The 26,160-nt window shown below is 64.2% G+C and carries 23 protein-coding genes and 1 pseudogene; 20 read left to right on the top strand and 4 right to left on the bottom strand.

What is annotated here, in order from left to right:
- The first annotated feature begins 1 nt into the window (after nucleotide 1).
- The 6 genes from ASG86_RS15715 (at nucleotide 2) to metE (ending at nucleotide 7,847) form a co-directional block, all read left to right on the top strand.
- Nucleotides 2–940 carry a DUF58 domain-containing protein gene (locus tag ASG86_RS15715; RefSeq protein ID WP_156386201.1) on the top strand — a complete coding sequence of 313 codons (939 nt, stop codon included), beginning with the start codon at nucleotides 2–4 and terminating at the stop codon, nucleotides 938–940.
- Nucleotides 930–1,409 carry a hypothetical protein gene (locus tag ASG86_RS15720; RefSeq protein ID WP_056336297.1) on the top strand — a complete coding sequence of 160 codons (480 nt, stop codon included), beginning with the start codon at nucleotides 930–932 and terminating at the stop codon, nucleotides 1,407–1,409. The genes ASG86_RS15715 and ASG86_RS15720 overlap by 11 nt, the downstream gene beginning before the upstream one ends.
- Entirely contained in the window at nucleotides 1,409–3,382 is a 1,974-nt protein-coding gene (locus ASG86_RS15725; protein ID WP_056336300.1) for a VWA domain-containing protein, read from the top strand. The genes ASG86_RS15720 and ASG86_RS15725 overlap by 1 nt, the downstream gene beginning before the upstream one ends.
- On the top strand, nucleotides 3,379–4,092 hold the full coding sequence (locus ASG86_RS15730) for a hypothetical protein (RefSeq protein ID WP_056336301.1): 714 nt from the start codon (nucleotides 3,379–3,381) through the stop codon (nucleotides 4,090–4,092). The genes ASG86_RS15725 and ASG86_RS15730 overlap by 4 nt, the downstream gene beginning before the upstream one ends.
- Before the next feature lie 330 nt (nucleotides 4,093–4,422).
- Entirely contained in the window at nucleotides 4,423–5,388 is a 966-nt protein-coding gene (locus tag ASG86_RS15735) for a methylenetetrahydrofolate reductase (RefSeq protein ID WP_056336304.1), read from the top strand.
- A gap of 119 nt (nucleotides 5,389–5,507) precedes the next feature.
- Nucleotides 5,508–7,847 carry a 5-methyltetrahydropteroyltriglutamate--homocysteine S-methyltransferase gene (metE, locus tag ASG86_RS15740; protein WP_056336307.1) on the top strand — a complete coding sequence of 780 codons (2,340 nt, stop codon included), beginning with the start codon at nucleotides 5,508–5,510 and terminating at the stop codon, nucleotides 7,845–7,847.
- 189 nt (nucleotides 7,848–8,036) lie between these two features.
- On the opposite strand, the gene ASG86_RS15745 is transcribed toward metE, so the two are convergent.
- Both ASG86_RS15745 and ASG86_RS15750 read right to left on the bottom strand, forming a co-directional pair.
- On the bottom strand, nucleotides 8,037–8,543 hold the full coding sequence (locus ASG86_RS15745; protein ID WP_056336310.1) for a DUF2004 domain-containing protein: 507 nt from the start codon (nucleotides 8,541–8,543) through the stop codon (nucleotides 8,037–8,039).
- 45 nt (nucleotides 8,544–8,588) lie between these two features.
- Complete coding sequence (locus ASG86_RS15750) at nucleotides 8,589–9,506, bottom strand: LysR family transcriptional regulator (protein WP_056336315.1); 918 nt, start codon at nucleotides 9,504–9,506, stop codon at nucleotides 8,589–8,591.
- 96 nt (nucleotides 9,507–9,602) lie between these two features.
- Here ASG86_RS15750 and ASG86_RS15755 point away from each other — a divergent pair, with 96 nt between their 5' ends.
- The 8 genes from ASG86_RS15755 to nrdF all read left to right on the top strand — a co-directional run bounded on the left by ASG86_RS15755 (nucleotide 9,603) and on the right by nrdF (nucleotide 18,076).
- Complete coding sequence (locus ASG86_RS15755) at nucleotides 9,603–11,000, top strand: NAD(P)/FAD-dependent oxidoreductase (RefSeq protein WP_056336316.1); 1,398 nt, start codon at nucleotides 9,603–9,605, stop codon at nucleotides 10,998–11,000.
- Nucleotides 10,997–11,728: a DUF1365 domain-containing protein gene (locus ASG86_RS15760; protein ID WP_056336319.1), complete on the top strand. Its 732-nt coding sequence runs from the start codon at nucleotides 10,997–10,999 to the stop codon at nucleotides 11,726–11,728. Before ASG86_RS15755 ends, ASG86_RS15760 begins: the two co-directional genes overlap by 4 nt.
- Entirely contained in the window at nucleotides 11,725–13,101 is a 1,377-nt protein-coding gene (locus ASG86_RS15765) for a class I SAM-dependent methyltransferase (RefSeq protein WP_200946280.1), read from the top strand. Before ASG86_RS15760 ends, ASG86_RS15765 begins: the two co-directional genes overlap by 4 nt.
- A gap of 32 nt (nucleotides 13,102–13,133) precedes the next feature.
- Nucleotides 13,134–13,655, top strand: coding sequence for a TspO/MBR family protein (locus tag ASG86_RS15770; protein WP_056336324.1), 522 nt, complete (start codon nucleotides 13,134–13,136; stop codon nucleotides 13,653–13,655).
- A 368-nt stretch (nucleotides 13,656–14,023) separates the two neighbouring features.
- Nucleotides 14,024–14,269, top strand: coding sequence for a glutaredoxin-like protein NrdH (nrdH, locus tag ASG86_RS15775; protein WP_013601222.1), 246 nt, complete (start codon nucleotides 14,024–14,026; stop codon nucleotides 14,267–14,269).
- A 127-nt stretch (nucleotides 14,270–14,396) separates the two neighbouring features.
- Nucleotides 14,397–14,867 (top strand): class Ib ribonucleoside-diphosphate reductase assembly flavoprotein NrdI, encoded by a 471-nt coding sequence (gene nrdI / locus ASG86_RS15780; protein WP_056336327.1) that lies wholly within the window; start codon nucleotides 14,397–14,399, stop codon nucleotides 14,865–14,867.
- 20 nt (nucleotides 14,868–14,887) lie between these two features.
- Nucleotides 14,888–17,008 (top strand): class 1b ribonucleoside-diphosphate reductase subunit alpha, encoded by a 2,121-nt coding sequence (gene nrdE, locus ASG86_RS15785; protein WP_056336331.1) that lies wholly within the window; start codon nucleotides 14,888–14,890, stop codon nucleotides 17,006–17,008.
- 93 nt (nucleotides 17,009–17,101) lie between these two features.
- A complete protein-coding gene (gene nrdF, locus ASG86_RS15790; RefSeq protein ID WP_013601219.1) occupies nucleotides 17,102–18,076 on the top strand; it encodes a class 1b ribonucleoside-diphosphate reductase subunit beta in 975 nt (324 codons plus the stop codon).
- A 108-nt stretch (nucleotides 18,077–18,184) separates the two neighbouring features.
- Here nrdF and ASG86_RS20565 read toward each other — a convergent pair.
- Nucleotides 18,185–18,328: pseudogene (locus ASG86_RS20565) on the bottom strand (SCO1664 family protein); the annotation flags it as partial.
- Nucleotides 18,329–18,583: 255 nt separating this feature from the next.
- Here ASG86_RS20565 and ASG86_RS15795 point away from each other — a divergent pair.
- The 6 genes from ASG86_RS15795 (at nucleotide 18,584) to ASG86_RS20675 (ending at nucleotide 24,101) form a co-directional block, all read left to right on the top strand.
- A complete protein-coding gene (locus ASG86_RS15795; protein WP_156386202.1) occupies nucleotides 18,584–19,600 on the top strand; it encodes a hypothetical protein in 1,017 nt (338 codons plus the stop codon).
- Nucleotides 19,601–19,997: 397 nt separating this feature from the next.
- Nucleotides 19,998–20,753, top strand: a complete 756-nt coding sequence (locus tag ASG86_RS15805) for a class I SAM-dependent methyltransferase (RefSeq protein WP_056336847.1) — start codon at nucleotides 19,998–20,000, stop codon at nucleotides 20,751–20,753.
- A 1,023-nt stretch (nucleotides 20,754–21,776) separates the two neighbouring features.
- Nucleotides 21,777–22,283: a hypothetical protein gene (locus ASG86_RS15810; protein WP_056336340.1), complete on the top strand. Its 507-nt coding sequence runs from the start codon at nucleotides 21,777–21,779 to the stop codon at nucleotides 22,281–22,283.
- Between the two features lie 65 nt (nucleotides 22,284–22,348).
- Entirely contained in the window at nucleotides 22,349–22,666 is a 318-nt protein-coding gene (locus tag ASG86_RS20570) for a hypothetical protein (protein WP_156386203.1), read from the top strand.
- Between the two features lie 155 nt (nucleotides 22,667–22,821).
- Entirely contained in the window at nucleotides 22,822–22,962 is a 141-nt protein-coding gene (locus ASG86_RS15815; RefSeq protein ID WP_156386204.1) for a hypothetical protein, read from the top strand.
- A 1,001-nt stretch (nucleotides 22,963–23,963) separates the two neighbouring features.
- Nucleotides 23,964–24,101 (top strand): DUF4259 domain-containing protein, encoded by a 138-nt coding sequence (locus ASG86_RS20675; protein WP_268760614.1) that lies wholly within the window; start codon nucleotides 23,964–23,966, stop codon nucleotides 24,099–24,101.
- 411 nt (nucleotides 24,102–24,512) lie between these two features.
- On the opposite strand, the gene ASG86_RS15825 is transcribed toward ASG86_RS20675, so the two are convergent.
- Nucleotides 24,513–25,565, bottom strand: a complete 1,053-nt coding sequence (locus tag ASG86_RS15825) for a serine hydrolase domain-containing protein (protein WP_235565202.1) — start codon at nucleotides 25,563–25,565, stop codon at nucleotides 24,513–24,515.
- Between the last annotated feature and the right edge of the window lie 595 nt (nucleotides 25,566–26,160).

Here is a 26,160-nt window from a genome sequence, read left to right on the forward strand (position 1 = left end):
CGTGGCCGGTCTCCTCCAGCGCGTGAAGTCGAAGATGGCCATCTTCGCGCACCGCAAAGCCCGCGGCATGCTCGACGGCGAATACGGTTCCGTGTTCAGGGGCCGCAGCCTGGACTTCGATGACCTTCGCGCCTACGTGCCCGGTGACGAGGTCCGCGACATCGACTGGAAGGCTTCAGCGCGCCACGGCTCACCCCTGATCAGGCGGTACGTCGCAGTCCGCCGGCAGACTGTCCTGCTGGTCACTGATACGGGGCGCAACATGGCGGCCGAGGCGCTGTCAGGGGAAGTGAAGAAGGACATCGCCGTGCTGGCACTGGGGGTCCTTGGCTACCTGGCCCACCGGCACGGCGACCTGGTGGGCCTTGTCTGCGGTGATACAGCGGGCACCCGTTCCCTGCCGGCCAAGGGAGGCGAAGCCCACCTGGAACGGCTGCTGAGGGTTGTGGACTCACACACGAACCTCGCGGCGGCATCCAGCAGGATCCAGGACCAACTCGAGTACACGGCGCGCAGCATCAAGGGACGCCACCTGCTGTTCGTTGTTGCGGACGAAATTGCCGCGGACGCTGCCACCGGCCAACTCCTGCGCAGGCTCAGCGCCCAGCACGAGATCCTCTGGCTGACCATTCGGGACGCCGGGCTGGCACCATCGCCCGGGACCGAACGGATCTCCGGCGCCGGCACCGACTCCTACGCCGGCACCGACTCCTACGCCGGCACGGACTCCTACAGCGTGGCTGATTCCGCGCTGCTGTCCTGGCAGCCGGCAATGTCGGCGGGGGTGAGGGCCGCGTACCTGCAGGCCACGGACGAGCGCGACGCGGCGCGGAGGGCAATGTTGCGTGGCGCGGGGATCACTGAGGGGGAAGTGGGGGGCAGCGCGGATGTCATCACGGGTCTCTTCGCCCTCCTGGAGAGGCACCGGCGTGCAGGCTGATCCCGGATTCTATGGCCCGCTGCAGTACGGTTCCGCCTGGCTGTGGTGCGGCGCGGCACTGCTGGCCCTGGTGGCCGGCTGGTACGTGTTCGTGCTTGCCTCCACCCGCGTCCCCAAACGGTCCAGGCAGGGCAGCTCCACGCCGGTCCGGTCCGCCCTGACCGACCTGCCGGCCCTGAAAGCCGCATGCCTGCAGCGCATCAAGGATGTGGAGGATGCGGTGGCTGCCGGACATCTTGAGGAACGCACGGCGCACCAGCACATCAGCCTGCTGCTGCGCGGGTTCGTCCGCGATGCCACCGGAGTGGACGCCACCAGGATGACGCACCAGGACCTGGCGCGTCACCCGCTCCCGGCGGCGGCCGCGGCCGTTCAAGCCCTGTACCCCGCGGAATTCGGCCCGGGCCCGTTGCCGTCCGTGGCTGCGTCAGCAGCACGAGCCTCCGCGGCGGTGCGCGCGTGGAACTGATGTTCTGGTGGCTGCTGCCGGTTGCGGCCGCTGCCGCAGGAGTGGCGGCATGGGTTGCGCTGCGCAGCAACCGGTTGTCCAACGTACGACGCCGGCCCGTGGCGCACGCCGACAGGCTCACCGCGCTGCCCGAGTACCAGGCAGCCCTCCGCCTGCACCGGCGGCGGCTGCTCCTGGCCGGCGCCGCCTGCGTTCTGCTGCTGGCCTCCACGGCGGTTGCGGCGGCACGGCCCGTTGACGTGTCCACCATCAGGCCGGAGCAGCACAACCGGGACATCATGCTCTGCCTGGACACCTCAGGTTCCATGAGCAGCGCCGACGCGGCAGTGGCGGATGTCTTTGCCGGCCTGGCCAGGACATTCGACGGCGAGCGGATCGGCCTGACCATCTTCGACAGCACCGCCATCCAGGTCTTTCCGTTAACCGACGACTACGCCTACGCCCAGGAGCAGCTCCAGCTCGCGAAGGATGCGTTCGACGGCAAACCGGGCAGCTCCGGATTCCTCGACGGCACCTGGAGCGGCAGGGGGTCGTCGCTGATTGGCGACGGCCTGGCATCCTGCCTCAACAGCTTTCCGGGCGAAGCCGGACAAACCCCCAGGGAAGCCGGCGGAGAAGCACGGCAGGGAGACGCAGCGCAGCGCTCGCGGTCAGTGGTGCTGGCAACGGACAACTTCCTCTCGGGCGAGCCCATCATGTCTCTTGAGCAGGCCGCGCAGCTGGCCCGGGACCGGTCCGTCCACGTTCACGCACTGAATCCTGGTGACCTGGACTACGGCAGCGGTCCTGACCAGCCGGGGGCCCAACTGCGTGCTGCCGCGGAATCAACCGGGGGCCTGTACTACGCCCTGGACAACGCTGATGCGGTGGCGGGAATCGTCGCCGCCGTGGAGCAGACCGAAACGGCGGCGGTCCAGGGAGCGGTGCGCGCAGTGTTCTCGGACGTACCCGGCCTGCCGCTGGCTGTAGCGCTGTTGTCCGCCCTGGCCCTGTGTGCGGTTTTGTGGCGGCTGCAAGGATCCCGGCCCCGGGGAAGGGCGTGGCTGCGGCGGGGAGCCGTGGTCCTGCTGGTCCTGGTGGCGGCCCTGAGGCCAGGCCTGCCGGGCGGATCGGCGCGGGCTGCCACCTCGGACCTCAACGTGTTCTTTGTGGTGGATACCACCACCAGCATGGTGGCCGAGGACTACGGCAACGGCAACCCGCGGCTGGAGGGCGTCCGGAAAGACATCATGGCCATCGCCGAACAACTGCCCGGCGCGCGCTTTTCGGTCATCACTTTCGACACCACGGCGCACGTCCGCATGCCGCTCAGCACGGACACGCTGGCCCTGGAAACCATCACGGATGTCCTGGAACCCCAGGTCACCGCCTACGCCAAAGGCAGCAGCATCACGGCAGCCCGGCAGGTGCTGTCCGAGCGGTTGAGCGCCGCCCGCGACAGCAACCCCGGCAGGCCCTGCCTGGTGTACTACCTGGGGGACGGCGAACAGACCAGCGCCAGGGATCCCCAAACCATGACTCTCGACGGCGGGCTGGTGGCCGGGGGAGCGGTGCTGGGCTACGGCACGGCCGGGGGCGGCCAGATGAGAGAGAATACCGGCCTGCAGGGCGCCGCACCCAAGGAAGACGCCGCGCAGGAGAGCGACGGCGGCACGTACGTGCAGGACAACAGGGCCGGCAGCAGTGGTAATGCAGTGTCGGTCATCGACGAGGAGCGGCTGCGGAACCTTGCCGCCCAGCTCGGCCTGCCCTACGTGCACCGCGCCGCCGGCGCACCGGTGGCGGAGATGATGCAGCAGGCACGTCCGGGCAATGTGGAACGGGCGGATGGAGAGGACCCGCTGGCGGCTGGAGCCGAACTGTACTGGATTTTCGCCGCCGGCGCCTTCCTGCTGGCCTTGCCGGAAGCGGTGGCCATCATCCGGCAGCTCCGGGGGTTACCTGGCCGGCCGGGAAAGGAAGGGGTCCGGTGAACACCAAGGCCCACAGGCGCCGCCTGCTGCTCTGGTCAGCGCTGCCGGTTCTCCTGGTGCTGCTTCTCGCCGCCAAGCTCCTCAGCCTTGGCTTGCTCGCTGACCGTGCCGCCTCCGGCTTTGCAGCAGGAAACGCATCCGCCGTGGATGCCGCAGCCCGTGGCCTGGGAGTGGCCAACGTGGTGGAACCCCATAAAGCGCCGTTTGCCGCCGGTGACGCCGCAGTGCTGGCAGGGGATTACGGCACGGCACGGCAGCTGTTCGACCAGGCACTGGGCATGGTTCCCGCCGGCTCAGGGGACGAATGCCTGGTCAGGGTGAACCTTGTCCTGGTGATCGAACGCCTGGGCGACTTGCGGCTCCAGGCCGGGGACCCGTCGTCGGCCCTTCCGTTCTTTAAGGAAGCCCTGGCAACCGCAGGCCAGGCGCCGGAAGGTTGCCTGTCTCCGGATGCGGAAGCGGGAGCGGCCGGGCGGTTGGCGGAAGCCCGGGAACGGCTGGAGGGAAAGATCGCCGCCGGCCAGCCCGCAGGCCCAGAGGGCGGAGCGGGTGAGGAATCCCCCGAGGACGGGCCGGCCGAGACCCGGCAGAGCCAACTGGACCAGATCCAGGACAGTTCGCGGCAGGCCCAGCGGGAGCGGAACAGCGGGCGCGAACGGGAAGAATACCTGGACAGCAACGGTGGGTCGGCCCCGGACCGCCCCTGGTAGCAAGCCCTTCCGGCGAAGGAAATTCTGCTGCCGCACAAAACAACCCGTAAAAGTGCGTCTTAATTCGGCACGGACTTGCACCGCCCCCGCCCGGCACCCTAGAGTCGTAGACAAGTTACCGCGGTAACGTGTCAGCGATCCTCCGTTCCGGAGGGTGTGGGTGCCCCCATGTGGGCCTGACATTTGCTCACGGACTACTTCATTCAAGGCGTAACAGTCGCGGCTGCGTCCTCGTGGAGTCCCTCCGTGTTCCCAAACTCAAAATCATTGCCGGTTCTCTGTCCTGTTTCGCCGGGCGGAGACCCCAATGGCCCAAAGCCAAGGACGCAAATGTCACCACCAAGCCTTATTGACGCACACCCCAACCTGTCCGACACCGCTCCGGTAGCGCTTTCCTATGAGCTCTTCCCCCCGCGTTCTCCTGCGGCAGCGGAGACGCTGTGGACCACCATCCGCGAGTTGGAAGCAACTGAACCGGACTACGTCTCCGTCACGTACGGCGCCAGCGGATCCAACCGGGACACCGCCGTCGAACTCATCAACCGGCTCCTGCTCGAAACCACGCTGCGGCCGCTGGCACACCTCACCTGCGTGGGCAACACGCCGCAGGAACTCGCCGGCATCGTCGGGGAACTGCTGGACACCGGGGTCCGGGGCATCCTTGCCCTGCGCGGCGATCTTCCCAAGGACGCCAGTGCCCCTGCCAGCGGGTCGCTCCGGTATGCCCAGGATCTGATCGAACTCATCCGCCGTGTGGAGCAGCGCCGGTCGGCCCTGCTCTGCGCCGGAAAGATCGCAGTGGGTGTGGCAGCGTATCCAACCCGGCATCCGGAGTCACCCAGTGAAGAGCACGACGTTGAGGTGCTGCTCGCGAAGCAGCGTTCCGGCGCCGATTTCGCCATCACCCAGGTGTTTTTCGAGACCAGGCAGTATGCCGACCTCCTCACCCGGGCACGCCGTGCCGGTGTGACCATTCCGATCATCCCCGGCGTCATGCCGTTGACCAGCCTCCGCCGGCTCAACCGGCTGGGCGAACTGACCGGAGTGGAGCCGGCGCCGCAACTGATGGCCCGGCTGGCTGCGGCCGATACCGACATCGAACGCCTCCGCATTGGGGTCGACGCCACCGTTGACCTGGCCAACGCCGCACTTGATGCGGGTGCTCCCGGCATCCACATCTACACCTTCAACGAACACCAGAGTGCGCTGGAGGTGCTGGACAAGCTGGCCCTTCCGCGGCGCAGCCGTCCCGGCATCCGGCCCGGGTCCAGTGCCCGCGGCCAGCTGGCCAGCTGACCGGCCTGCACCCCCAACAGCTTCCATTCATCCGCGCAGCGTTCGTACACGCCGCGTTCATCCTTCGTGCGCTGATGCGCGCACGCCCTCGACACTTACTCGACCTCCAGGAGTACCCCATGACTGAACAGAACACCGCCCGCACCCCCTTCCCGGCAGCCTCGCTCCTCGGCTACCCCCGCATCGGCCGGCGCCGCGAGCTCAAGAAGGCTGTCGAGGCCTACTGGGCCGGGAAGATCGACGCCGCCGCCCTGGACGCAGCGGCCAAGGACATCCAGCTGGCCATCGCCCGGCGCCTGCAGGAACTGGGCCTGACCGAAGCTGCCGCTGTCCCGGGCACCTTCTCCTACTACGACCAGGTCCTGGACACCACCGCCCACCTCGGCGCGGTGCCCGCCCGCTTTGGCAAGCTCCTCAACGGTGAAGGCCAGCTGGACATTGACGGCTACTTCACCCTTGCCCGCGGCAACAAGGAACAGCAGCCGCTGGAAATGACCAAGTGGTTCGACACCAACTACCACTACCTGGTGCCGGAAATCGGTCCGGAGACCGACTTCACCCTGGCCTCCACCGCGAAGGTTGACGAGTTCGCCTTCGCCCTGGCCAACGGCATCGAGACCCGCCCTTACGTCGTGGGCCCCGTCACCTACCTGCTGCTGTCCAAGGCTTCCGACGACGCCCCCGCCGGCTTCGCCCCGCTGTCCCGCCTGGAGGACATCCTGCCCGTCTACGTGCAGCTGCTGGAAAAGCTCGCGGCTGCGGGTGCCGGCTGGGTCCAGCTGGACGAGCCCGCCCTGGTGGTGGACCAGGACACCCCGGCCGCCGAAATCGAGGCAGCCGTGGCCCGCGCCTACGAGGTACTGACCGCTGCAGCCAACCGCCCGCAGATCCTCGTCTCCACCCCCTACGGCTCACTGGACGGGCAGCTGGGCACCCTCGCAGCCACCAACATCGATGCCCTCCACATCGACGTCTTCAAGGGCGCCGTTCCGTCCGCCGCTGCCCTGGCGGGCCTGGGCAACAAGACCCTGGTTGCCGGCGTCGTGGACGGCCACAACATCTGGCGCAACGACCTCGCTGCCTCCGCCGCCAAGCTGGACGAACTGAAGGCAGCGGCCGCAAAGGTGGCTGTCTCCACGTCCACCTCCACCCAGCACGTCCCGCACGACGTGGCCGAGGAAACCCAGCTCTCCGCTCAGCTCCGCAGTTGGCTGGCGTTCTCGGACCAGAAGGCCGTGGAAGTCAAGGCCCTGGCCGCTTACCTGGCCGATCCCGCTTCCGCCCAGGATGCGATCGACGAGGCAACCGCCGTCATCGCTTCCCGCGCCACCGCCGAGGGCGTCCGCCGCGCAGACGTCCGTGCCCGCACCGAGGCCCTCACAGCGGCTGACTTCTCGCGCTCCGAGTATTCGGCCCGCGAAGCCGCCCAGGAGGAGGCGCTGCACCTGCCGCCGCTGCCCACCACGACGATCGGATCCTTCCCGCAGACCGCTGAAATCAGGTCGGCCCGCGCCCGGAACAACAAGGGTGATCTCACCGACGAGCAGTACGCGCAGCTCATGAAGGACGAGATCAAGCGCGTGGTGCAGCTGCAGGAAGAGCTTGGCTACGACGTCCTGGTGCACGGTGAGCCGGAGCGCAACGACATGGTCCAGTACTTTGCCGAGAACCTCGAAGGGTTCGACGTCACGGTCCACGGCTGGGTCCAGTCCTACGGCTCACGCTGCACCCGGCCGTCCATTCTCTGGGGCGACGTCACCCGCAGCGCTCCGATCACGGTGGAATGGGCCAAGTACGCCCAGTCCCTCACAGCCAAGCCGATGAAGGGCATGCTGACCGGTCCCGTCACCATCCTGGCCTGGTCCTTCGTCCGCGACGACCAGCCCCTGGGCGAGACCGCCAACCAGGTGGGCCTGGCCCTCCGCGACGAGATTGCCGACCTCGAAGCTGCCGGCATCAAGGTCATCCAGGTGGACGAGCCCGCCCTGCGCGAACTGCTTCCGCTGCGCAAAGCCGACCAGGCGGACTACCTGAAGTGGTCCGTTGACTCCTTCCGCCTGGCCACCGCCGGCGCCGCCGATTCCACGCAGATCCACACCCACCTCTGCTACTCCGAGTTCGGCGTGATCATCGACGCGATCGACGGGCTGGACGCGGACGTCACCTCCATAGAGGCTGCCCGCTCCCGGATGGAGGTTGTCCACGACCTCGAGTCCCACGGCTTCGGCCGCGGGGTGGGCCCGGGTGTCTACGACATCCACTCACCCCGAGTGCCCGGCGAGCAGGAGGTCACCGAGCTGCTGGCAACCGCCGTCAAGCACGTCCCGTCCCGCCAGCTCTGGGTCAACCCGGACTGCGGCCTGAAGACCCGCGGCTACGCCGAGACCGAAGAGTCCCTGCGCAACCTGGTCAGGGCCACGCAGACGGTCCGCGCGGAGCTGCTGGAAACGGCGAAGTAGACGAACAGGGCTAAGAGAGCCCGCAGAGGCTCCAGGTCCGGTGCGCCCAGCGCACTGGACCTGGAGTAGCGGGCGAACGGGCGGGCCACTGGGGAATTCCTGGTGACCCGCCGTCGTCGTGCTTTAACCATCGATTGCTCCGTAACTGCCGTTTTGAGTGTCCAAAAGGGCATTTACGGAGCAATCGATTCAGGACTCCCAGACGATCTCGTCGTCCACCACGCCGTCCTGGTCGGCGGAGGCCACCAGGACCTCATCCGTGAAGTGCTCGCCCAGGGTGAAATCCATGACGAAGTAGCGTTCGGGCTGGCCGGGATAGATGGCTACGTGGCCGAGTTTGAGTGCCTTGAGGAAGACCTCGTTGGTGAGCTGTTTGCGGTCCTGGACGCCGAACACCTTGTGCAGGTGCTCGTCCTTGAGCGCATTGCAGTGGAAGTGCAGGTACTCCTGGGGACTGGTGCCCTCCTGCTCAAGTTCCTCGGCGATCATCTCGCGGACCTCGTCCACCAGTTCCGGAAGGAAACGCAACCGATAGTCCACCTTGCGAAGCGCGGCTTCGTCAAAGTTGTCGTGGGCGGTGATGTTCAGGTCGAGTTCCAGCGGGTGGCCTCGCAGCTCATGTTTGGCGGCAAAGAGATGATCCATGCCGTGGTTGAGCTCGATCTCCCCAAAGTGCTGGCTCGCTACCTTGTTCATATTCTCAACATAGACCCGAAGGGCAGACCATTCCAGCGTTCTGCCCTAATTGACCGCGGTGCGCATCCCCGCGAGTGTTTCGGCCAGCAGGTCGACGAAGAGCTGCACCCGCGCCGTCTTCCGGTCATTGATCAACAGGGCAAACACGTTCCGGGCCAGCCGGATCTCCGGGACGTCCAGCACCACCACGCCCGCCGGCTTGTTCCGCAGGGCAAGCTCCGGAACCAGGGCCGCCCCCAGGCCTGCGGCGGCCATCTCCAGGCTGGCATGGAAGTCATCACTGTGCGCCACCACCCGCGGGTGCAGGTTGCAGCCCGCGAACAGCCGCTCGATCACCATCGCATCGCTGGTGCCGGGATGGTGCATGATCCAGGGCATCTCGGAGAGATGGTCCGCGGCCACCTTCGCGTCCGCCCGGAAACCCCAGCCGGCGGGCAGCACCACCCGGAAGTCGTCGTCGCCAATCCATTGCCTGTTGATGGTGTTGGGCCACGCGAAGCCGGTCTGGCCCACCTGGAACACCACGGCCAGGTCCAGGTCGCCGCCGGTGCGCAGCCCCTGGATGGTTTGGCCCGGCTCCGCCACAGACACCCGCAGGTCGATCCCAAGTTTCTTCCACGCCGGGTTCTTCAGGATCCGCGGCAGGACGTACGTGGCCAGGCTGGGAAAGATCCCCAGCCGCAGTTCCTGGCTTTCCGAGTCCTGCGTCCTTGAGGCGGCGGCCATCAGTGCCTCGATGTCCGTGAGCACCTTGGCAGCGTGCCGGGTCATGACGACGGCGGCTTCCGTGGGAATCACGGCGCGCGCCGAACGCTGGAAGAGGGTAACGCCCGTTTCCCGCTCCAAAGCCGACATCTGCTGGGACACGGCGGAGGCCGTGTAGCCGAGTGTTGCGGCTGCTGCAGCGAATGAGCCCAGCCGCGTGACTTCAAGGAGGGTCTTCAGGTGCACCGGATTTACCACGAGCCCACAGTACTGCACCCATCCGCCGGCCGTACCGCACCGAACAACCCTCTGTATACCCAGCCCAGCGGCAAATGTTCAGCAGAGGAGCATGAATTGTCACTTGACCCAGCAGGAAGTGTAGGCGGCCGGCGCCGCGTTGCCGTGATCGGCAGCGGCGTGGCCGGATTGACGGCGGCCTACGTTTTGAACCGGCAGGACGACGTCACCCTGTTTGAGGCGGATTCGAGGCTGGGCGGCCATGCCCACACCCACGACATGCCACAACCCGACGGCAGCACCATGGGGGTGGACACCGGTTTCATCGTGCACAACGAACGGACCTATCCCACCCTGCTGCGGTTGTTCGCCGAGCTGGGCGTCGAAACCCAGGACTCGGAGATGAGCATGTCCATCCGCTGCGACGGCTGCGGGCTGGAATACGCGGGGGCGCGGGACGGCGCCCGCGGCATTATCGCCAAACCCTCCAGCCTGCTGCGCGGCCGCTACCTGCTGATGCTGCTGGAGGTCACCCGTTTTTACCGGAAGGCGCGGGAACTGCTCAGGACCGCGCCGCCGTCGGCTGTCAGCGGCGAGGTGGAGGTGCCGGACCTGACGCTGGGGGCATTCCTGGAACGGGAGAAGTTCAGCCCCTACTTCATCTCCCACTTCATGACCCCCGTGGTCAGCGCAGTCTGGTCCTGCGACCCCACCACGGCCCTGGCTTATCCCGCGCGGTACCTCTTCACGTTCCTGGGCCACCACGGCATGCTGGGCATCAAGGGCTCGCCGCAGTGGCGCACCGTCACCGGCGGCTCAGCCCGGTACGTCGAAAAGCTCGCCGCTACGCTGGCCGACGTTCGGCTCAACAGACCCGTCACCGCCATCCGGCGCCTGCCCGACGGCGTGGAGCTCGCCACGGACAGCGGGCTGGAACACTTTGACGCCGTCGTCATTGCCACCCATCCTGCGCAGGCGCTCGGGTTCCTGGCCGACGCCACCCCTGAGGAGAAGGAGGCGCTGGGCGGGATGCCGTACTCGGTAAACCAAACGGTATTCCACCGGGACCCTGCAGTCCTCCCGGCGGCGGACAACGCCAAGGCGTCCTGGAACTACCGGCTCCCGGCCTGCGACGCCCGCCCGGACAAGGTCCTGGTGAGCTACGACCTGACCCGGCTGCAGCGGCTGAGCCCTGCGGATGGCAAGCCCTACCTGGTGAGCCTGGGGGAGTCGGACCTGATCGGCGACACTGCAGTGCTGGAGCGCATGGTCTACGAACACCCGCAGTACACGCCCGAATCCCTTCAGGCCCAGCAGGCCATCACCGCGCTGAGCAACAGCCGGATCGCCTACGCCGGGGCGTACCTTGGCTGGGGATTCCACGAGGACGGCGCCCTCTCCGGTGCGCGCGCCGCGGAGAAACTTGGCCGCAGCTGGCCGGTGGTCCGCGCGGAGGACTCCACGGAGTCCTTCGGCGAGGGGGAGCGGGAACTGCTCGCCCCGGAACCTGCATGACCATGGACGCCTCGATCTACAGCACATCCATCTCCCACGTGCGGCGCAGTCCCTTAAAGAATGCGTTCACCTACCGGAGCTACAGCTGGTTTGTGGACGTGGACAAGCTTCCGCGGCTGCCGTTCCTGCTCCGGCCGCTGGCAGTGTTCCACGCCGCAGACCACCTTGGCGATCCCGACGCCGGCATCCGGGCCAACGTGGAGCGGTACCTCCGCACGCAGGGCGTGGATCCCGACGGCGGTCCCATCCACATGCTCACCAGTGCCAGGGTCTTTGGCTACGTCTTCAACCCGCTCACCCTGTTCTGGTGCTACCGGTCCACCGGCGAACTGCAGTGCGTGGTGGCCGAGGTCCACAACACCTACGGGGAGCGGCACTGCTACCTGCTGCGGACCGATCCCTCCGGACGCGCTTCTGTGCCGAAGGCGTTCTACGTTTCACCCTTCAACGATGTGGACGGCGAGTACCGGATGAAGCTTCCGGCGCCGGGGGACCGGCTGGCCGTTTCCATCATCCTGGACCGGGAGGGGCACCGGCCCTTCGTCGCCACCATGGATGGCCGGCGCAGGCCTGCCACCAGCCGCAACATCCTGGCAGCGGCTTTCGCGGCTCCTGCCGCGCCGCTGCTGGTATCCGCCCTGATCCGGGTGCAGGGCATTAAACTCTGGGCAAGACGCCTGCCCGTCGTCGCCAGACCACACCACACCTCACAGGAGGCAGTTCAATGACCATGACGGACGATAACGGCACCACCGCAGGCCGTCTGGAAGACAAGGCCGGCAGCCATTCCACCGGAAGCGTGCCCGAAGCCTGGACCGCAACCGGGGTACCGGCGGCGCCGGCCACCATCGACCCTGACCTGTGGCCCGGTGTTGCCCAGCCGCCGTCGGGCGTCAAGGCCGAAGTGGCCGGAAAGGCCGCCGGGCTGCTGTTCAAGGGTGCGGTCAAGCGGCTGCCGCTGCGCGTTGAATACCCGGACGGCTCGGTTCTGGGGACCGGCGGACCGGAAGCCCCCGTGATGACCATGCTGCGCCCCGCCGCCTTCGAGGCGCGGATCGGCGACAACGGCCTGATCGGCCTGGGCGAATCCTTCATGGCCGGCGACTGGGAAGCTTCGGACCTCGCCGCGCTGCTGGAAGTCTTCGCCGCCTCCGTGGACACGCTGATCCCCATGCCGCTGCAGAAACTGCGCTCGCTGTACCTGCCCCGGACCCCCCGCCAGGAACGCAACGCCGAACAAAACACCCGCAGCAACATCTCCCGGCACTACGACCTGTCCAACGACCTGTTTTTCAACTTCCTGGACGCCACCATGAGCTACTCCTCCGCGCTGTTCCCGGAGAAGGCGGGGCCGCTCTCCGACGTCCCATGGGACTTCCTGGCCGAAGCGCAGCGGGCCAAGATCGACCGGTTGCTGGACAAGGCCGGGGTGGGCGAGGGTACGCGGCTGCTGGAAATCGGTACCGGCTGGGGCGAGCTTGCCCTGCGTGCCGCCGCTCGCGGTGCCACCGTCTACAGCGTCACGCTGTCCAGCGAACAGCAGGCGCTGGCGCAGGAACGCATTGAGGATGCCGGATACGCGGACCGGGTAACGGTGGCCCTGCAGGACTACCGCGCCGTGGAAGGCGAGTACGACGCCGTGGTGTCGGTGGAAATGATCGAGGCCGTGGGGTACGAGTACTGGCCCATCTACTTCCAGACCATCGACCGTGTCCTGGCACCCGGCGGCAAGGTGGCCATCCAGGCCATCACCATGCCGCACGGGCGCATGCTGGCCACCCGCAACGCCTACACCTGGGTGCACAAGTACATCTTCCCTGGCGGCTTCCTGCCGTCCGTCCGCGCCATCGAGGGCGTGACCCAGCAGCACACCACCCTGCGGGTTCGGGAGCGGATGGGAATGGGCGACCACTACGCGGCCACATTGCGGCTGTGGGAGGAACGGTTCCTGTCCCGCTCCCGGGAGGTGGGCGAGCTCGGCTTTGACGCGGTCTTCCAGCGGATGTGGCTGTTCTACCTCTGCTACTCGCGCGCCGGCTTCCAGTCCGGCTACCTGGACGTGCAGCAGATCGTGCTGGACCGCCGGGAGGCACAGCTCTAGCATTCGGGAGGGGCAAGAGGGAGGATTCGGGCATGAAACTGAAGACACTGGCATGGACGACGGCGGCGACGGCCGCCACAGCAGCGGCCGGCGGAGTTGCCACGGATCCACAGAGCAGCTGGTACCTGGGACTGCGCAAACCGGACTGGCAGCCGCCCGCCATCGCCTTCCCGGTGGTGTGGACAGCCCTGTATGCGGACCTTGCGGTGACGTCCGCGGTGGCACTGGACAGGGCAGCTGAACTGGATAGGTCCGCTGACAGTCCCGGCCCCGTCAGGAAGGACCAGCGCCGCGAGCTTCGCGCGTACCGCGGTGCACTGGCGGCCAACCTGGTCCTTAATGCCTCGTGGAGTTGGTTGTTCTGGCGCTCCCGCCGGCCGTGGCTGGCAGCAGCCGAGGCTGCGGTGCTGGCGGCCAGCAGTGCCGACCTGGTGCGCCGGACGTACCGGCTGAACCGTGCCGCAGGGGTATCGCTGGCTCCCTATGCAGCGTGGTGCGGCTTCGCCACTGCGTTGTCCACGGCAATCGCCAGGCTTAACCACTCCGGCAGGTAGCAGGTCCGGAGCCGATGCCGGTCTTGCCGGCCGGCGGCGCCGGACCATGGGTCCTTCATCACTATATGTAGTGGTGAAGGACCCTTTTTGTTGGGGCCGGACGGGCGTGCGACACGCCGAGGATCACGACACGCTGATTGTGCATATGTGTCCAACCCCATCCACAGGGTGTGGACCCAGAGGGCAAAAAACCCGCGATCACGGGCATTTTTACGGCTCATGCCTGTGGATTAAAGGTGCATTAAATGACATACTTGTAATACATCATCTTGGGGTTCCAAAGAGGCGTCTGCACTACATGTAGTATCTACATACAGCTGGACGGGGACACCGAACCAGCAAAGATTTCAACTAAGGGGACAGGGACAATGACCGTAACGGTTTACACGAAGCCTGCTTGTGTTCAGTGCAACGCCACCTACCGCGCGCTCGACAAGAAGGGCATCACCTACCAGAGCGTTGACATCTCCCAGGATGCCGAGGCACTCGAGCGCCTGAAGGCACTGGGCTACATGCAGGCTCCCGTTGTTGTCACCGACCAGGACCACTGGTCAGGCTTCCGCCCGGACAAGATCGAGGAACTGGCACTTTCCGCCGTTTCCTCCGTGGCCTAGGAGTTCTGCTTTTCCTGCCGGCAACCATCAACCAGCTGAGGTGACTCACGTGGCAGCACCAGCAGCACAGCATGACCACGAGGCCTTACCAGTTCACCAGGTTGTTCCGATCCACGCGGCTCAGCGCGTGGAGGTGTCCCCGCCGGCCGGGCCACAGAAAGAGGCTGCACCGGTTTCCACCGGCAGCCAGCTCATCTACTTTTCCTCCTCATCCGAGAACACCAGCCGCTTCGTCGCGAAGCTTGGCCGTGAGGTGGCCCGGATCCCGCTCTATCCAAAGGACGCACCCCTCCTCGCCACCCGGCCGTTCGTGCTGGTGGTGCCCACATATGGTGGCACCGGGGGAGAGGGTTCGGTTCCCAAGCAGGTCATCCGGTTCCTCAACAACGCGCAGAACAGGAAACTGCTCCGCGGCGTGATCGGTGCCGGAAACACAAACTTCGGGGACAACTACTGCATGGCCGCGGACATCATCGCCGCCAAATGCCAGGTACCCCACCTCTATCGATTCGAACTTATGGGAACGCCGGAAGACGTTACCCGGGTCAACCAAGGATTGGACACATTTTGGACACGACTGTCGCAGACACAGAAGTAACCAGGTCCCAGAAGCCCGAGATGCCCGCCGCCTACAAGGGGCTGGGCTACCACGAGCTGAACGCCATGCTGAACCTCTATGGTCCCAACGGCGAAATCCAGTTCGGCGCCGACCGAGAGGCCGCCCACCAGTACTTCCTGCAGCACGTGAACAACAACACCGTGTTCTTCCATGACCTGGAAGAGAAGCTCGACTACCTGGTGAAGAACCAGTACTACGAGCGCGAGACGCTGGACCAGTACACGATGAACTTCATCCGTGAGCTGTTCAACCGCGCGTACAAGAAGAAGTTCCGCTTCGAGACCTTCCTGGGCGCCTTCAAGTTCTACACCTCGTACACACTGAAGACGTTCGACGGCAAGCGTTTCCTGGAGCGCTACGAGGACCGTGTCTGCATGGTGGCCCTGCACCTGGCGCGCGGCAACGAGCAGCTTGCCCTGCAGATGGTGGATGAGATCATCGAAGGCCGCTTCCAGCCGGCCACCCCCACGTTCCTTAATGCGGGCAAGAAGCAGCGCGGCGAGCTGGTCTCCTGCTTCCTGCTCCGTATCGAGGACAACATGGAGTCGATCGGCCGCTCCATCAACTCCGCACTGCAGCTGTCCAAGCGCGGCGGCGGCGTGGCGTTCGCGCTGACCAACATCCGCGAGGTGGGCGCGCCCATCAAGCAGATCGAGAACCAGTCCTCCGGCGTCATCCCCGTGATGAAGCTCCTCGAAGACAGCTTCTCCTACGCCAACCAGCTCGGTGCCCGCCAGGGTGCCGGCGCCGTGTACCTGCATGCGCACCACCCGGACATCTACCGGTTCCTGGACACCAAGCGGGAGAACGCGGACGAAAAGATCCGCATCAAGACCCTCTCCCTGGGCGTCGTCATCCCGGACATCACCTTCGAGCTGGCCAAGAAGGACGAGGACATGTACCTGTTCTCGCCGTACGACGTCGAACGCGTCTACGGCATGCCGTTCTCGGACGTCTCGGTCACCGAGAAGTACTACGAGATGGTGGACGATTCCCGGATCAAGAAGACCAAGATCAAGGCGCGGGAGTTTTTCCAGACCCTCGCCGAGATCCAGTTCGAGTCCGGCTACCCGTACATCATGTTCGAGGACACCGTGAACCGGGCCAACCCGATTGACGGCAAGATCATCATGTCCAACCTGTGCTCGGAGATCCTCCAGGTCTCCCAGCCCACCACGTACAACGATGACCTGTCCTACGCCGACACCGGCAAGGACATCTCCTGCAACCTTGGTTCGCTGAACATCGCCAAGACCATGGACAGCCCGGACTTCGGCCTGACCATCGAGACGGCCATCCGCTCGCTCTCGGCTGTCTCGGACATGTCCAACATCACCTCGGTGCCGTCCATCGCCAAGGGCAACGACCAGAGCCATGCCATTGGTCTGGGCCAGATGAACCTGCACGGCTACCTGGCGCGTGAGCGGGTCCACTACGGCTCCGAAGAGGGCTTGGACTTCACTAACATCTACTTCTACTCGGTGGTGTACCACGCCGTCCGGGCCTCCAACCTGCTGGCCATCGAAACCGGCCAGACGTTCGGCGGCTTCGAGAAGTCCAAGTACGCGTCGGGCGAGTTCTTCGACAAGTACACGGAGCACGAGTGGGTGCCTCAGACCGAGAAGGTCCGCGAGCTGTTCAAGAACGTCCACATCCCCACGCAGGCTGACTGGCTGGCTCTGAAGGCTTCGGTCATGGAGCACGGCATCTACAACCAGAACCTGCAGGCCGTTCCGCCCACCGGATCGATCTCCTACATCAACAACTCCACCTCCTCGATCCACCCGGTGGCGTCCAAGATTGAGATCCGCAAGGAAGGCAAGCTGGGCCGTGTGTACTACCCGGCGCCGTACCTGACCAACGACAACCTGGAGTACTACCAGGACGCGTACGAGATCGGCTACGAGAAGGTCATCGACACCTACGCCGCTGCCACGCAGCACGTGGACCAGGGCCTGTCGCTGACGCTGTTCTTCAAGGACACCGCCACCACCCGCGACATCAACAAGGCCCAGATCTATGCCTGGAAGAAGGGCATCAAGACCATCTACTACATCCGTCTCCGCCAGCTCGCGCTGGAAGGGACTGAGGTTGAGGGTTGCGTTTCCTGCATGCTTTAGGCTTCAACTAAACGTGCCAGTACGACGGCGGGTGCCCGCCCGCCGTCGTACGCTTTAACTTAGAGAAAAACCACCCAACGCATAGGGGATGACATGACCGAGAAGGTCAAGCTGCTGAGCCACGTCGAGGCCATCAACTGGAACCGTATCCAGGACGACAAGGACGTGGACGTCTGGAACCGCCTGGTCAACAACTTCTGGCTGCCGGAGAAGGTGCCGCTGTCCAACGATGTCCAGTCGTGGAACACGCTGACGCCCGCTGAGCAGCAGCTCACCATGCGCGTGTTTACCGGCCTCACCCTGCTGGACACCATCCAGGGCACGGTGGGCGCTGTCTCCCTGATCCCGGATGCGCTGACCCCGCATGAGGAAGCCGTCTACACGAACATCGCGTTCATGGAGTCCGTGCACGCCAAGAGCTACTCCTCCATCTTCTCCACGCTGGCCTCCACCAAGGAGATCGACGAGGCATTCCGCTGGTCCACCGAGAACGAGAACCTTCAAAAGAAGGCCCAGATCGTCATGGACTACTACCAGGGCGACGACCCCCTGAAGCGGAAGGTCGCTTCCACCCTGCTGGAGAGCTTCCTGTTCTACTCGGGCTTCTACCTGCCCATGTACTGGTCCTCCCGGGCCAAGCTGACGAACACGGCTGACCTGATCCGCCTGATCATCCGCGATGAGGCCGTGCACGGCTACTACATCGGCTACAAGTTCCAGCGCGGCCTGGAGGCTGTTTCGCCGGAGCGCCGCCAGGAAATCAAGGACTACACGTTCGAGCTGCTCTTCGAACTGTACGAAAACGAGGTCCAGTACACGCACGACCTCTACGACGGCGTCGGCCTGGCCGAGGACGTCAAGAAGTTCCTGCACTACAACGCCAACAAGGCGCTGATGAACCTGGGCTACGAGGCCATGTTCCCGGCGTCCGTCACCGACGTGAACCCGGCCATCCTTTCGGCGCTGTCGCCGAACGCCGACGAGAACCACGACTTCTTCTCCGGGTCTGGCTCCTCCTACGTGATCGGCAAGGCAGTCAACACCGAAGACGAGGACTGGGACTTCTAAGTCCGGCTTTCATCATCACCAAAGGCTGCTGTTCGAAACGGCCCCGCACGTCCAGTGCGGGGCCGTTTCAGCGTGGAGCATGTTTCAGAGCCAGGGGCTGTGATTCCCCTAGAACAGCGGCGAGGACACCGCGGGCATGTCGCCGCGTGGAGCCGGGAACCGCCCTGCCAGCCGCAGCCGGGCGCTGCGCGCGGCGAGTGCGGCGATCTCTTCGGTGCTGAGCAGGTCCGCCAGGTTCCGCCGTAGCTTGCCGGTCATCGGACCCAGCCATCAAGTCGTCCAGTCCGCCCATCCGTCACCCCTTGCCTACTCACGCTAATGCTTGGCCGGCGGGAGCAAGAGAGTTGAGCGAACCTTCACGGCTGTATCCGGCCAGCTGGCTTTGCAGGAGCCGGCGGGTAGTTGAAGTCTCGATCAAGGCTGGTTGAATCCCTTGCTCCGGGAGGACCACCCCGCTTGGATCGGTTCATGAGGACACCCCCGGGCAACCATCTGACTGTTGGCGCCGTGACCATCGAGGCCGCGAAGATCCGCAGAGTGAATATGAACTCCATCATCGACCTAGGATTCTTCTGCGCCCCTGCCCCGGGCTCTGCGCTGCCCGCTGTTGCGGACGTCAACGACCTCATTGCGGGGATTTCTCTTCCTTCGGTGCCCCACCAGCGGTTCCATGCCGTACAGGTCAGCCAAGGAATTGCGATTTATGTGTCTCCGATTTCTCCCAGCTACGCTGTTCGGATCGCGCAGACCATCGCCGAATTGCTACAGCCTTTGGGCTTCACTGGGAGTATCACGGCATGCGCGGACAGGCCCGGTCCCCGGCCCCGCAAGCGGCCGCGGTTTGCCTACAACGCCTCCATCTGCGCACCTGACGCCGCGTTCGACAACGACTGGATGCCGCTGGCATCCCGGGCCGTGAAAGACAACCAGTCGTGTTGGGCCGTTGGATCGCCGGCGTTCCCGGCCTTGGTGGATCGCCTGACCAGGTGGGCTGCGGACAACACCACAGGCCCGATCCTCGCGGGCCTCCACTTCACGATGACTCGGTGCGAGCCCGATCAGGCCGCCGCAGTACTCAAACAGTGCTGTGGAGATGTCGGATGGGCCAATCTGCTCTTTCCCACCAAACACGGTGACTGGTACGCGAACTTTTCACGCGAGGGGTGGATTCATGTCGGAGTCGAGTACAAGGACGGGGCACCGGACGGCCTCAACGTTCTCACTGCGTTGCTCCAGGACCTGGCGCCGTTGTACGACTACGCCGCAGTCACGCTCAACCATTTCGGGGCCGTCACACCGAACAGCGTGATGATAAGCCCGCATGTTCCAGGCCCCTCAGACTCCGAGTTCGCAGCTGATCATTCCTTCGTGAAGACGCTGGTACCCGGAATTTTTGCCTTTCAGGTTCTCGGACAAAAGGATGGTGATCTCCCGGACCCCGAAGGCCTGGTGGGGGCGCCGCGAGCGCTTCCCCGACACTGGCTTCGATGCCCTACGAGAGGCAAACAAGGACCTGCTTGGTAAATGGGCCGGGCCGGTCGCACGGCCCGACCCTGCATGACGGCCATGCAGCCGCGACTAGCGAATAAAGCGAGCATGACAAGGGTTGCCAGGGTCGAACTATTGGCCGTGGAAGGGCGCGTTTCCAGCCGCATGCCGGGCGCGAATCTGCAGCTTTGGGGATACGTCTACGTGCCCCTTGACAAGCACCCCTCTTTGTCCTTATTGGACACGCTGCGTATCAAGTTCGGACGTATTGATAGTTCCCACGCGCCGAACACGGCGAATGACCGAGCGGGATCAGCTCGCGCTATTTGCGGCATGCGCGTACGGGTTATCCTTGCGAAAACTGGCGCCCGGCTTGCTCCGCTGATGGCCTGACGTCCAGCCTTGAGTCTGCTGCGCGATGGAGGTAGTGGTTGTGACGGAATATGACGTGCTTGCCGAGGTGTACGAATGGCTCATCTGGGATGCAAAGTTGCCTCCCGCCGAGTTTGCTGCGTCGTTCGATGACGTCCTCAGTCTCCTGCCGTCGAACGCTCACGTCCTCGACTGTTCGTGCGGAACTGGACAGTTGGCGGTTGGCCTCGCCGGTCGTGGCATGCAGGTTGTCGCAACTGACGCCAGCGAAGCGATGGTTCGCCGGACTGCAGAGTTGGCTGAGGAGTTCGAGGCCACCGTCCGGGCCGTGCGGGCGAACTGGGAAGAGTTGCCCGACCATTTCGAGGACGAGACGTTCGACATGGTGTTCTGCGTTGGCAACTCGCTTCACCATGCCGCGGGCGCGACAGGCAGGGGTGCTGCTTTGAAGTCGATGTCACGGCTTCTGCGCCCTGGCGGGCGCTTGGTGCTGACATCCCGCACTTGGGAACTCGTGAGGGCCAGAGGGTCCCGGCTGGACATCTGGGACCGACTCGTCCGCCGGAACGGTCGCGATGCCCTCGTGGTCTACCGCTGGGAGATTGCGCCGCATTGGGAGGATAAGCACCACATCGAGATTGCTATCGCCCAAGTTGATGCGACTGGGCTGGTTCTTGTCCGCTCGGAACTGCTGTCCTGCTGGCCCTATCGGTACGAGGAGCTCGAAGTCGAGCTGCACCGGGTTGGACTCCGGACGGAACTGAGCACGTTCGATCTTGAGGCCGAGAACTACATGGTGGTCGCGGGCAAGGTATAGAAGCCGGGGTCTTGGTCCCTGGCCGGTCCGCGCGGTTGCTCACAGGACGCTTGCGCCCTCTCATCGGCGTGGGCTCAGGTGATCAACGCTACGCCTCGGACGAGGAGTCCTGCTGAGTGCATTACGGCGAGCGGACACGGCATTCTTTCATGGCGTAGGAAATCAATCTCGACAGCGAGATCGTGGCAACGAAAGTTCTTCAGCAGCGAAGCGCAGGCTCAAGGCCTCGGGAAGAGGATCATGATCACAACGTCCCGCCTTACTCACAGATGCCTCGAATGTGTCAGTCATGGAGGCCGGCTGGGCCAAAACGCACGTCCCTCACACCCAGCAGCTACCCAAGATAAGAGGGGCATGTGGCGCATTGGCCGGCAGGATCTTGAGGACTACATCGCGGAGGCGTACCGGCGCACCGCTGAACGCATCGCTGCCGGCGAACTGCAGATGACGGGTCTGAGGCTGAGGCAGACTAACGGTGACTGGTTCAATTGCCGACCGGCCCGAACCCCTCTCGGTGGGAGTCATCGTCGGCGGGTTTACTGTCGAGAGCAGGATATGGCGGGACGCTCTCGTGCGGCTATCGCGGGCCGTGTCAGGTATACGAAATCACCTTGATTCAAGCTTGAACATCAACGTCGAGTTCCAAATACCTGGACATCTCATCGCTCCTGATTTCCAGGGAATTCGCACCGGAATGTTCCGGAAAGCCGATCGCCTCCTAAAGATTCAGGTAGCCGTACCGGTTAATCCACCGAATGACCCGTATGCGTATGGCGTGCAGGCCATGAGAGATGCCGTTGACATCGCTGAAGCCTGGTCCGTGTGACGGCATGTCGAACTCGACCCTTCACCGTTACGGTCACTGCTCGCCATGCTGCGAATCAATGGCGAGCAGAATTACTCAGACTGCAAACGCATGACCGCCGGTAACCCCGGAGGGTGATCTGCCGTAGCGGAAGCTTAGGTCGGCCCCTAGACTCTCGCCATGAATGGCGGCAACTGCCTTCGGGCCTACGAATTGGAGTGCTTGGCGTCGTCGCCTTTGCCTTCTACGTTGGAGTGCTCCTGCTCATCTTTCGGGAGGGCATCGACGATGCGCTGTTTAGCGGGTTGTTCTACGCGCTGATCTTTGTTGTAGGCGCCTACTTCACCCAGAAACGTTTCCGTAGGACCGCGGCGAGGCTAGATGAGCACGGCCAGTCTCTGATGTTCCTGCGGTATCCAAACAGTTTGCCGGGTTCCCTGAGCGGCGGCTGGCAGATGGGTATCCCAACGCCGGCTCCAGGCCGGGTCGACTTCCAGCCGGCCGTGGACGACGAGCTAATCCCCTGCGGCCGCAGCCGGGCCCTCACCGGGCCGCGTATCGCCGAACTGCCGCCACGAATAGCCAGCCGAAATGACAACAAGCAGGCTGTCCCATTTGGCTTCCAGATCATCACGCTGGACTCCGATGGCGGAGTTATCGAGATAGCCGCCAGTCCAGCGACGCTTCAGAAGATCCAGGACACCGTCGAACCGGTATCCTCGTAGCCAGCCCGCCACAAGATCCGGTCAAGCACCTTGCCTGGGCCGGGAGTCGGTGGTTCATTTCAGGCATGCAAGCCGCGCAGAAAGATCCTCAGGCAAGGAAGTCTGCGGCCTCCACAGAGGAAGCCCGACGAAGGCTGATACGCATCGCGTACTGGTCCCTGCCGTTCATGATCATCTTCGCGGTGTGGAACTTTATCCCAAACATCTCCTTGCCTTGCCTGATCGCAAAAGTGGCCGTCCAGACCATATTCGTCATCGTTCTCGGAACGGCTGCGATCCGGTTCTCGCTCTGGCAGCGCGACGAATACGGGCGGGAACGCGGCAGGGATCCGAAGCACCCGGAGCGGTTTCCGAAGGACCGACGGAACGATGGTCGCCAGTAGCGGCGCTACGCTGAGCCTGTGGAACGCGTGCTGCTGGACCAGATGATCCAGACCGAAGACCGATTACGGACAGCTGGACCTGGTGTGGGACGAGGACGGCTGCTTCGATGGCGACCGAGACAGTCGTACGGTGGGCGGGTCAAAGGTCTCGTGCCGTGGTCCACTCGAGGGATGTCGTTGTCCTGTTCGTGGACACCCAGCCGGCGGGCGCCATTGCCTTCCACCACGACTTCCTGGTCGCCGACGACCCGAAAACCTTCTTCAGGCTGACCGGGACTAGGGGCAAGCTGGATTAGGCCTTACTGATTGGCTCTTCTTCTGGTGCTTCGCGGAGGCCATGATTAGCTTTACGGCCCTATGCGCTGGCCAGCAGAAGACGGCTGGGCAATTCCAGAAGAGAACATCATATGATCCGGAAACTGCTTTGCAGATGGGGGGTGGCCATCGTTGGCTAGCCCAAATGAATGACGGTGAGTACCGCCGTCAATGTAGCTATTGCGGGAAGAAGGATCCCAGTAATGCCCGCTGGTCGGGGAGGCTCTCCAGCCGCGACCACCCCCAAGATCCCCATAGCCGCGACTACTTCTACTAAGCAGTGGATCGCGGTTTTTCCCGGGATCATCGGCTCGTCCAATCGGAGTTCGTCATGTTCTCAGACTTAATGTGCAAGCTCAACATCCATCACCAGTGGCACACAGAACACTCCGACGATGGAGACCTGTACAGACGCTGCCTTCATTGCGGCAAGGATGGAGCCGACTGGGACGGTGCCTCAGACAACTGGGCGCTAAGGCGCTGGTGGTAGGACTGTGCAGAGGAATGCAGAGCAGGCAGGGTTACTTAGGACGTCGATCGCATATCTAACGATTGACCATCCCCCTCGGGTCAAATGAAGGCCCTCATGGAGATTTGAATTGGAATCGACCTGATCCAGGCCCTGCTGTGCAGGCTCTGGACATACGGCATGAGCGATGCGACGAACACACCGAGGACGGCAGCCTGTACAGGGGCTTTCTCCGCTGCGGCAAAGACGATGCTTAACGGACAAGGGCAGCTTTGGTGCTTGGTCAGACGGATGAAACTGGGTACGGCAGTTCAGGTCACGCCCGCCGTCGGCGGTAGCGAATATCCACTGCTCCAAAACAAGCAAAGAGACGCCCCCAGTTCCTACAGGCCTATGCTGGCCCTCCACTTTTACGGCCCACCAGCACCCCCCTTCGCTCCCCGAATGCCTTACCCGCAGCGGCCCAATCTGCCATCTTGGTGCCGGCACGGGACCACAAACCGAGAGGGACAAATGATCGGTGCATGGGGCTACTTGCCATTTGAGAACGACGACGCGCTGGACTGGCTCGACGAACTCGAAGCCGGCGAAGCGGAAGTCGTGCGGAAGCACCACAAGCCAGTCGTGGAGCGGACGTCCGTGATCGTCTGAAGGCGCAGCGCCGGGTTCCAAGCAGCACACGCGCAGTAGATTGCTGCGGCGCTGCAGGGCTTCTATCATGGTTCCACCGGTTCCTCTCTGCGCCAAACAGGGACGGTATTGAAGGTCGCGAGTGCCATGGTGAAGAAACCTCTCAGGCACCGGACGGATGAAGCGACAAAGTCAGAGAACGGCAGCGAGCATCACAGGCTGCATCTGACGGAGTGGCTGCGGCGCGAGGACGAGGGCCTAGAGCGCGGATACAGCAGCATCTTTCTCAGTTACCACGACCGGCCGCTCGCGCCTGAGGCGACTTGCATCCAGGGGCACGAGATCCAGCCGGGGCAGGACCACTGCAAGCAGGGGCACCCTGTCGGGTAAGGACGCCCCTCAGCGCAGCACCCAACCGGGACCGGTGCTTTGTCAGCTGGCTGGCTTGCAGATGCGGTCCAGGGCCTCGTTCAGGGTTGACTCGATCTGGCCGTGCAGGAGGTCACGCTTGTCCTGGGTAGAAGGATCTTCGAGCCCCGTGGGCATCGGTGGTGTTGTGACGGTCATCGCCGCCTGGTACTGCCCGTCTCCGCTGCTGACTGCTACCGTCTGGTAGTCATCGAATGCGCCTAGGCCCTCGTGCCGGGACTCTTTCGAACATCCATCCGCGTGCTCCCACAGGCCCAGCCCGTACGGGCTAAAGCCGGGGCTGGTCTTCATCTCGTGCAGTGACGCCGCAGAGACCGCTCGTCCCTGGAAGAGTCCGGCCATGAGGAGGTTCAGGTCTTCCATGGTCGAAACCGCGCCGCCTGCCGGGCTGCCGTCCGCGAAGGGGATGTCTGTGGTGTCGATTCGTTCACCGCGGAGGGTTACGTAGCCGTGCAGCAGTCCGGCCTCGTGCGGGTCGACGTGATCCAGGCTGGTGTGCCTCAAGCCAAGGGGGTCAAAGACCTCCTCCTGCATGACCTGGACATAGGGCTTGTGCCGCAGCGTCTGGACCAGGAGGCCGAGTGCAAGGTAATTAGTGTTCGAGTACTTGAAAGACCCCACACTGGCCGAGGTCCAGGGAAGGGTCCCTGCTAACTTTAGGCCCCGCTCCATCGTGAGTGTTTGGGAGAAGACAGAGCGAATGTCAGCATCCTTCGGCAGTGCATCGTTGACTTCGGGCATTCCGGACGTGTGGCTCAGCAGTTGCCTCACGGTTATTGGTCCCGGAGGCTTAAGTGTGGATGTAAAGCCTGGAATGACGTCGTTGACGGGATCGTCGAGGCCGATCAGGTGATCGTCGACGAGCTTCAGCACCGCTATGGCTGTCATCGTTTTGGTGACGCTTGCGACCGCCACCCGGTCCGTGGGCTGAGCCTGCGTCCTGGACTCAAGATCGCGCACACCGTAGGCCCTGGACCACTCACCCCCGGGCCAGCGGATCTGGACCACTGCGGCTACCGCGCCCTCATCCAGGAACAGTTGGACCTGATTTTCCAAGGGAGCGAAGGGACTGGGCGAAGGTGATGGCGGTGCGGGCTCATCGGTGGAATAGGTACAGCCAGACACAAGGAGGATGACTGCGAGCGACGCCCGCCTCCACACCTCATTCTTCGTGTTCATTGCCGCATCCGCTCGGGACGAGATGACAGGTTAGCGGCCGCCCACGGCACCCCGTCCGGCCAAACCTGTGGCGGCACCGTCGCCCCAGCCCCTCAATCTTAGGACTGACCGGCGCGGTGGGGAACCCTTCGCGCACTAGCCCAGCCTCGTGGCGACCCGTAGATTGCGGCCAAGAGGCGGGTCGCGTCACCACCCACTGATGACTTCCTGCCATCGCTACCCGGTCAGTTATCTTTCCTTACTTCCAGCAGGTGCGATCCGACGACGTCTCCCTTCAACTTTTGCCGGTACACCCGGGGCCATGCAGAGGCCATCATTGAAGGGCCAGAGCGCTGCGATTTGAATCGGAGACTGTCATGGCCAGGCCATGCTCGGGGCCGGTGTTCTCTGAGCAGGGACGAGACCAATTCACTCGGAAAGTGTAGCTTTGAGCACTTCACCAACAGCCCCCTAGTGCGTCTTTTCGGGCACG

It is taken from the genome of Arthrobacter sp. Soil764, assembly GCF_001428075.1.
Lineage (GTDB): Bacteria > Actinomycetota > Actinomycetes > Actinomycetales > Micrococcaceae > Arthrobacter.

Bases quoted from the DNA above. Each gene is read 5' to 3' on its own strand.
- ASG86_RS15745 (WP_056336310.1), bottom strand. From the start codon at position 8,543: ATGAACAAGGTAGCGAGCCAGCACTTTGGGGAGATCGAGCTCAACCAC.
- ASG86_RS15725 (WP_056336300.1), top strand. From the start codon at position 1,409: ATGTTCTGGTGGCTGCTGCCGGTTGCGGCCGCTGCCGCAGGAGTGGCG.
- nrdF (WP_013601219.1), top strand. From the start codon at position 17,102: ATGACCGAGAAGGTCAAGCTGCTGAGCCACGTCGAGGCCATCAACTGG.
- ASG86_RS15765 (WP_200946280.1), top strand. From the start codon at position 11,725: ATGACCATGACGGACGATAACGGCACCACCGCAGGCCGTCTGGAAGAC.
- ASG86_RS20570 (WP_156386203.1), top strand. From the start codon at position 22,349: ATGCAAGCCGCGCAGAAAGATCCTCAGGCAAGGAAGTCTGCGGCCTCC.
- metE (WP_056336307.1), top strand. From the start codon at position 5,508: ATGACTGAACAGAACACCGCCCGCACCCCCTTCCCGGCAGCCTCGCTC.
- ASG86_RS15770 (WP_056336324.1), top strand. From the start codon at position 13,134: ATGAAACTGAAGACACTGGCATGGACGACGGCGGCGACGGCCGCCACA.
- nrdH (WP_013601222.1), top strand. From the start codon at position 14,024: ATGACCGTAACGGTTTACACGAAGCCTGCTTGTGTTCAGTGCAACGCC.
- ASG86_RS15760 (WP_056336319.1), top strand. From the start codon at position 10,997: ATGACCATGGACGCCTCGATCTACAGCACATCCATCTCCCACGTGCGG.
- ASG86_RS15735 (WP_056336304.1), top strand. From the start codon at position 4,423: ATGTCACCACCAAGCCTTATTGACGCACACCCCAACCTGTCCGACACC.
- nrdE (WP_056336331.1), top strand. From the start codon at position 14,888: ATGCCCGCCGCCTACAAGGGGCTGGGCTACCACGAGCTGAACGCCATG.
- ASG86_RS20675 (WP_268760614.1), top strand. From the start codon at position 23,964: ATGATCGGTGCATGGGGCTACTTGCCATTTGAGAACGACGACGCGCTG.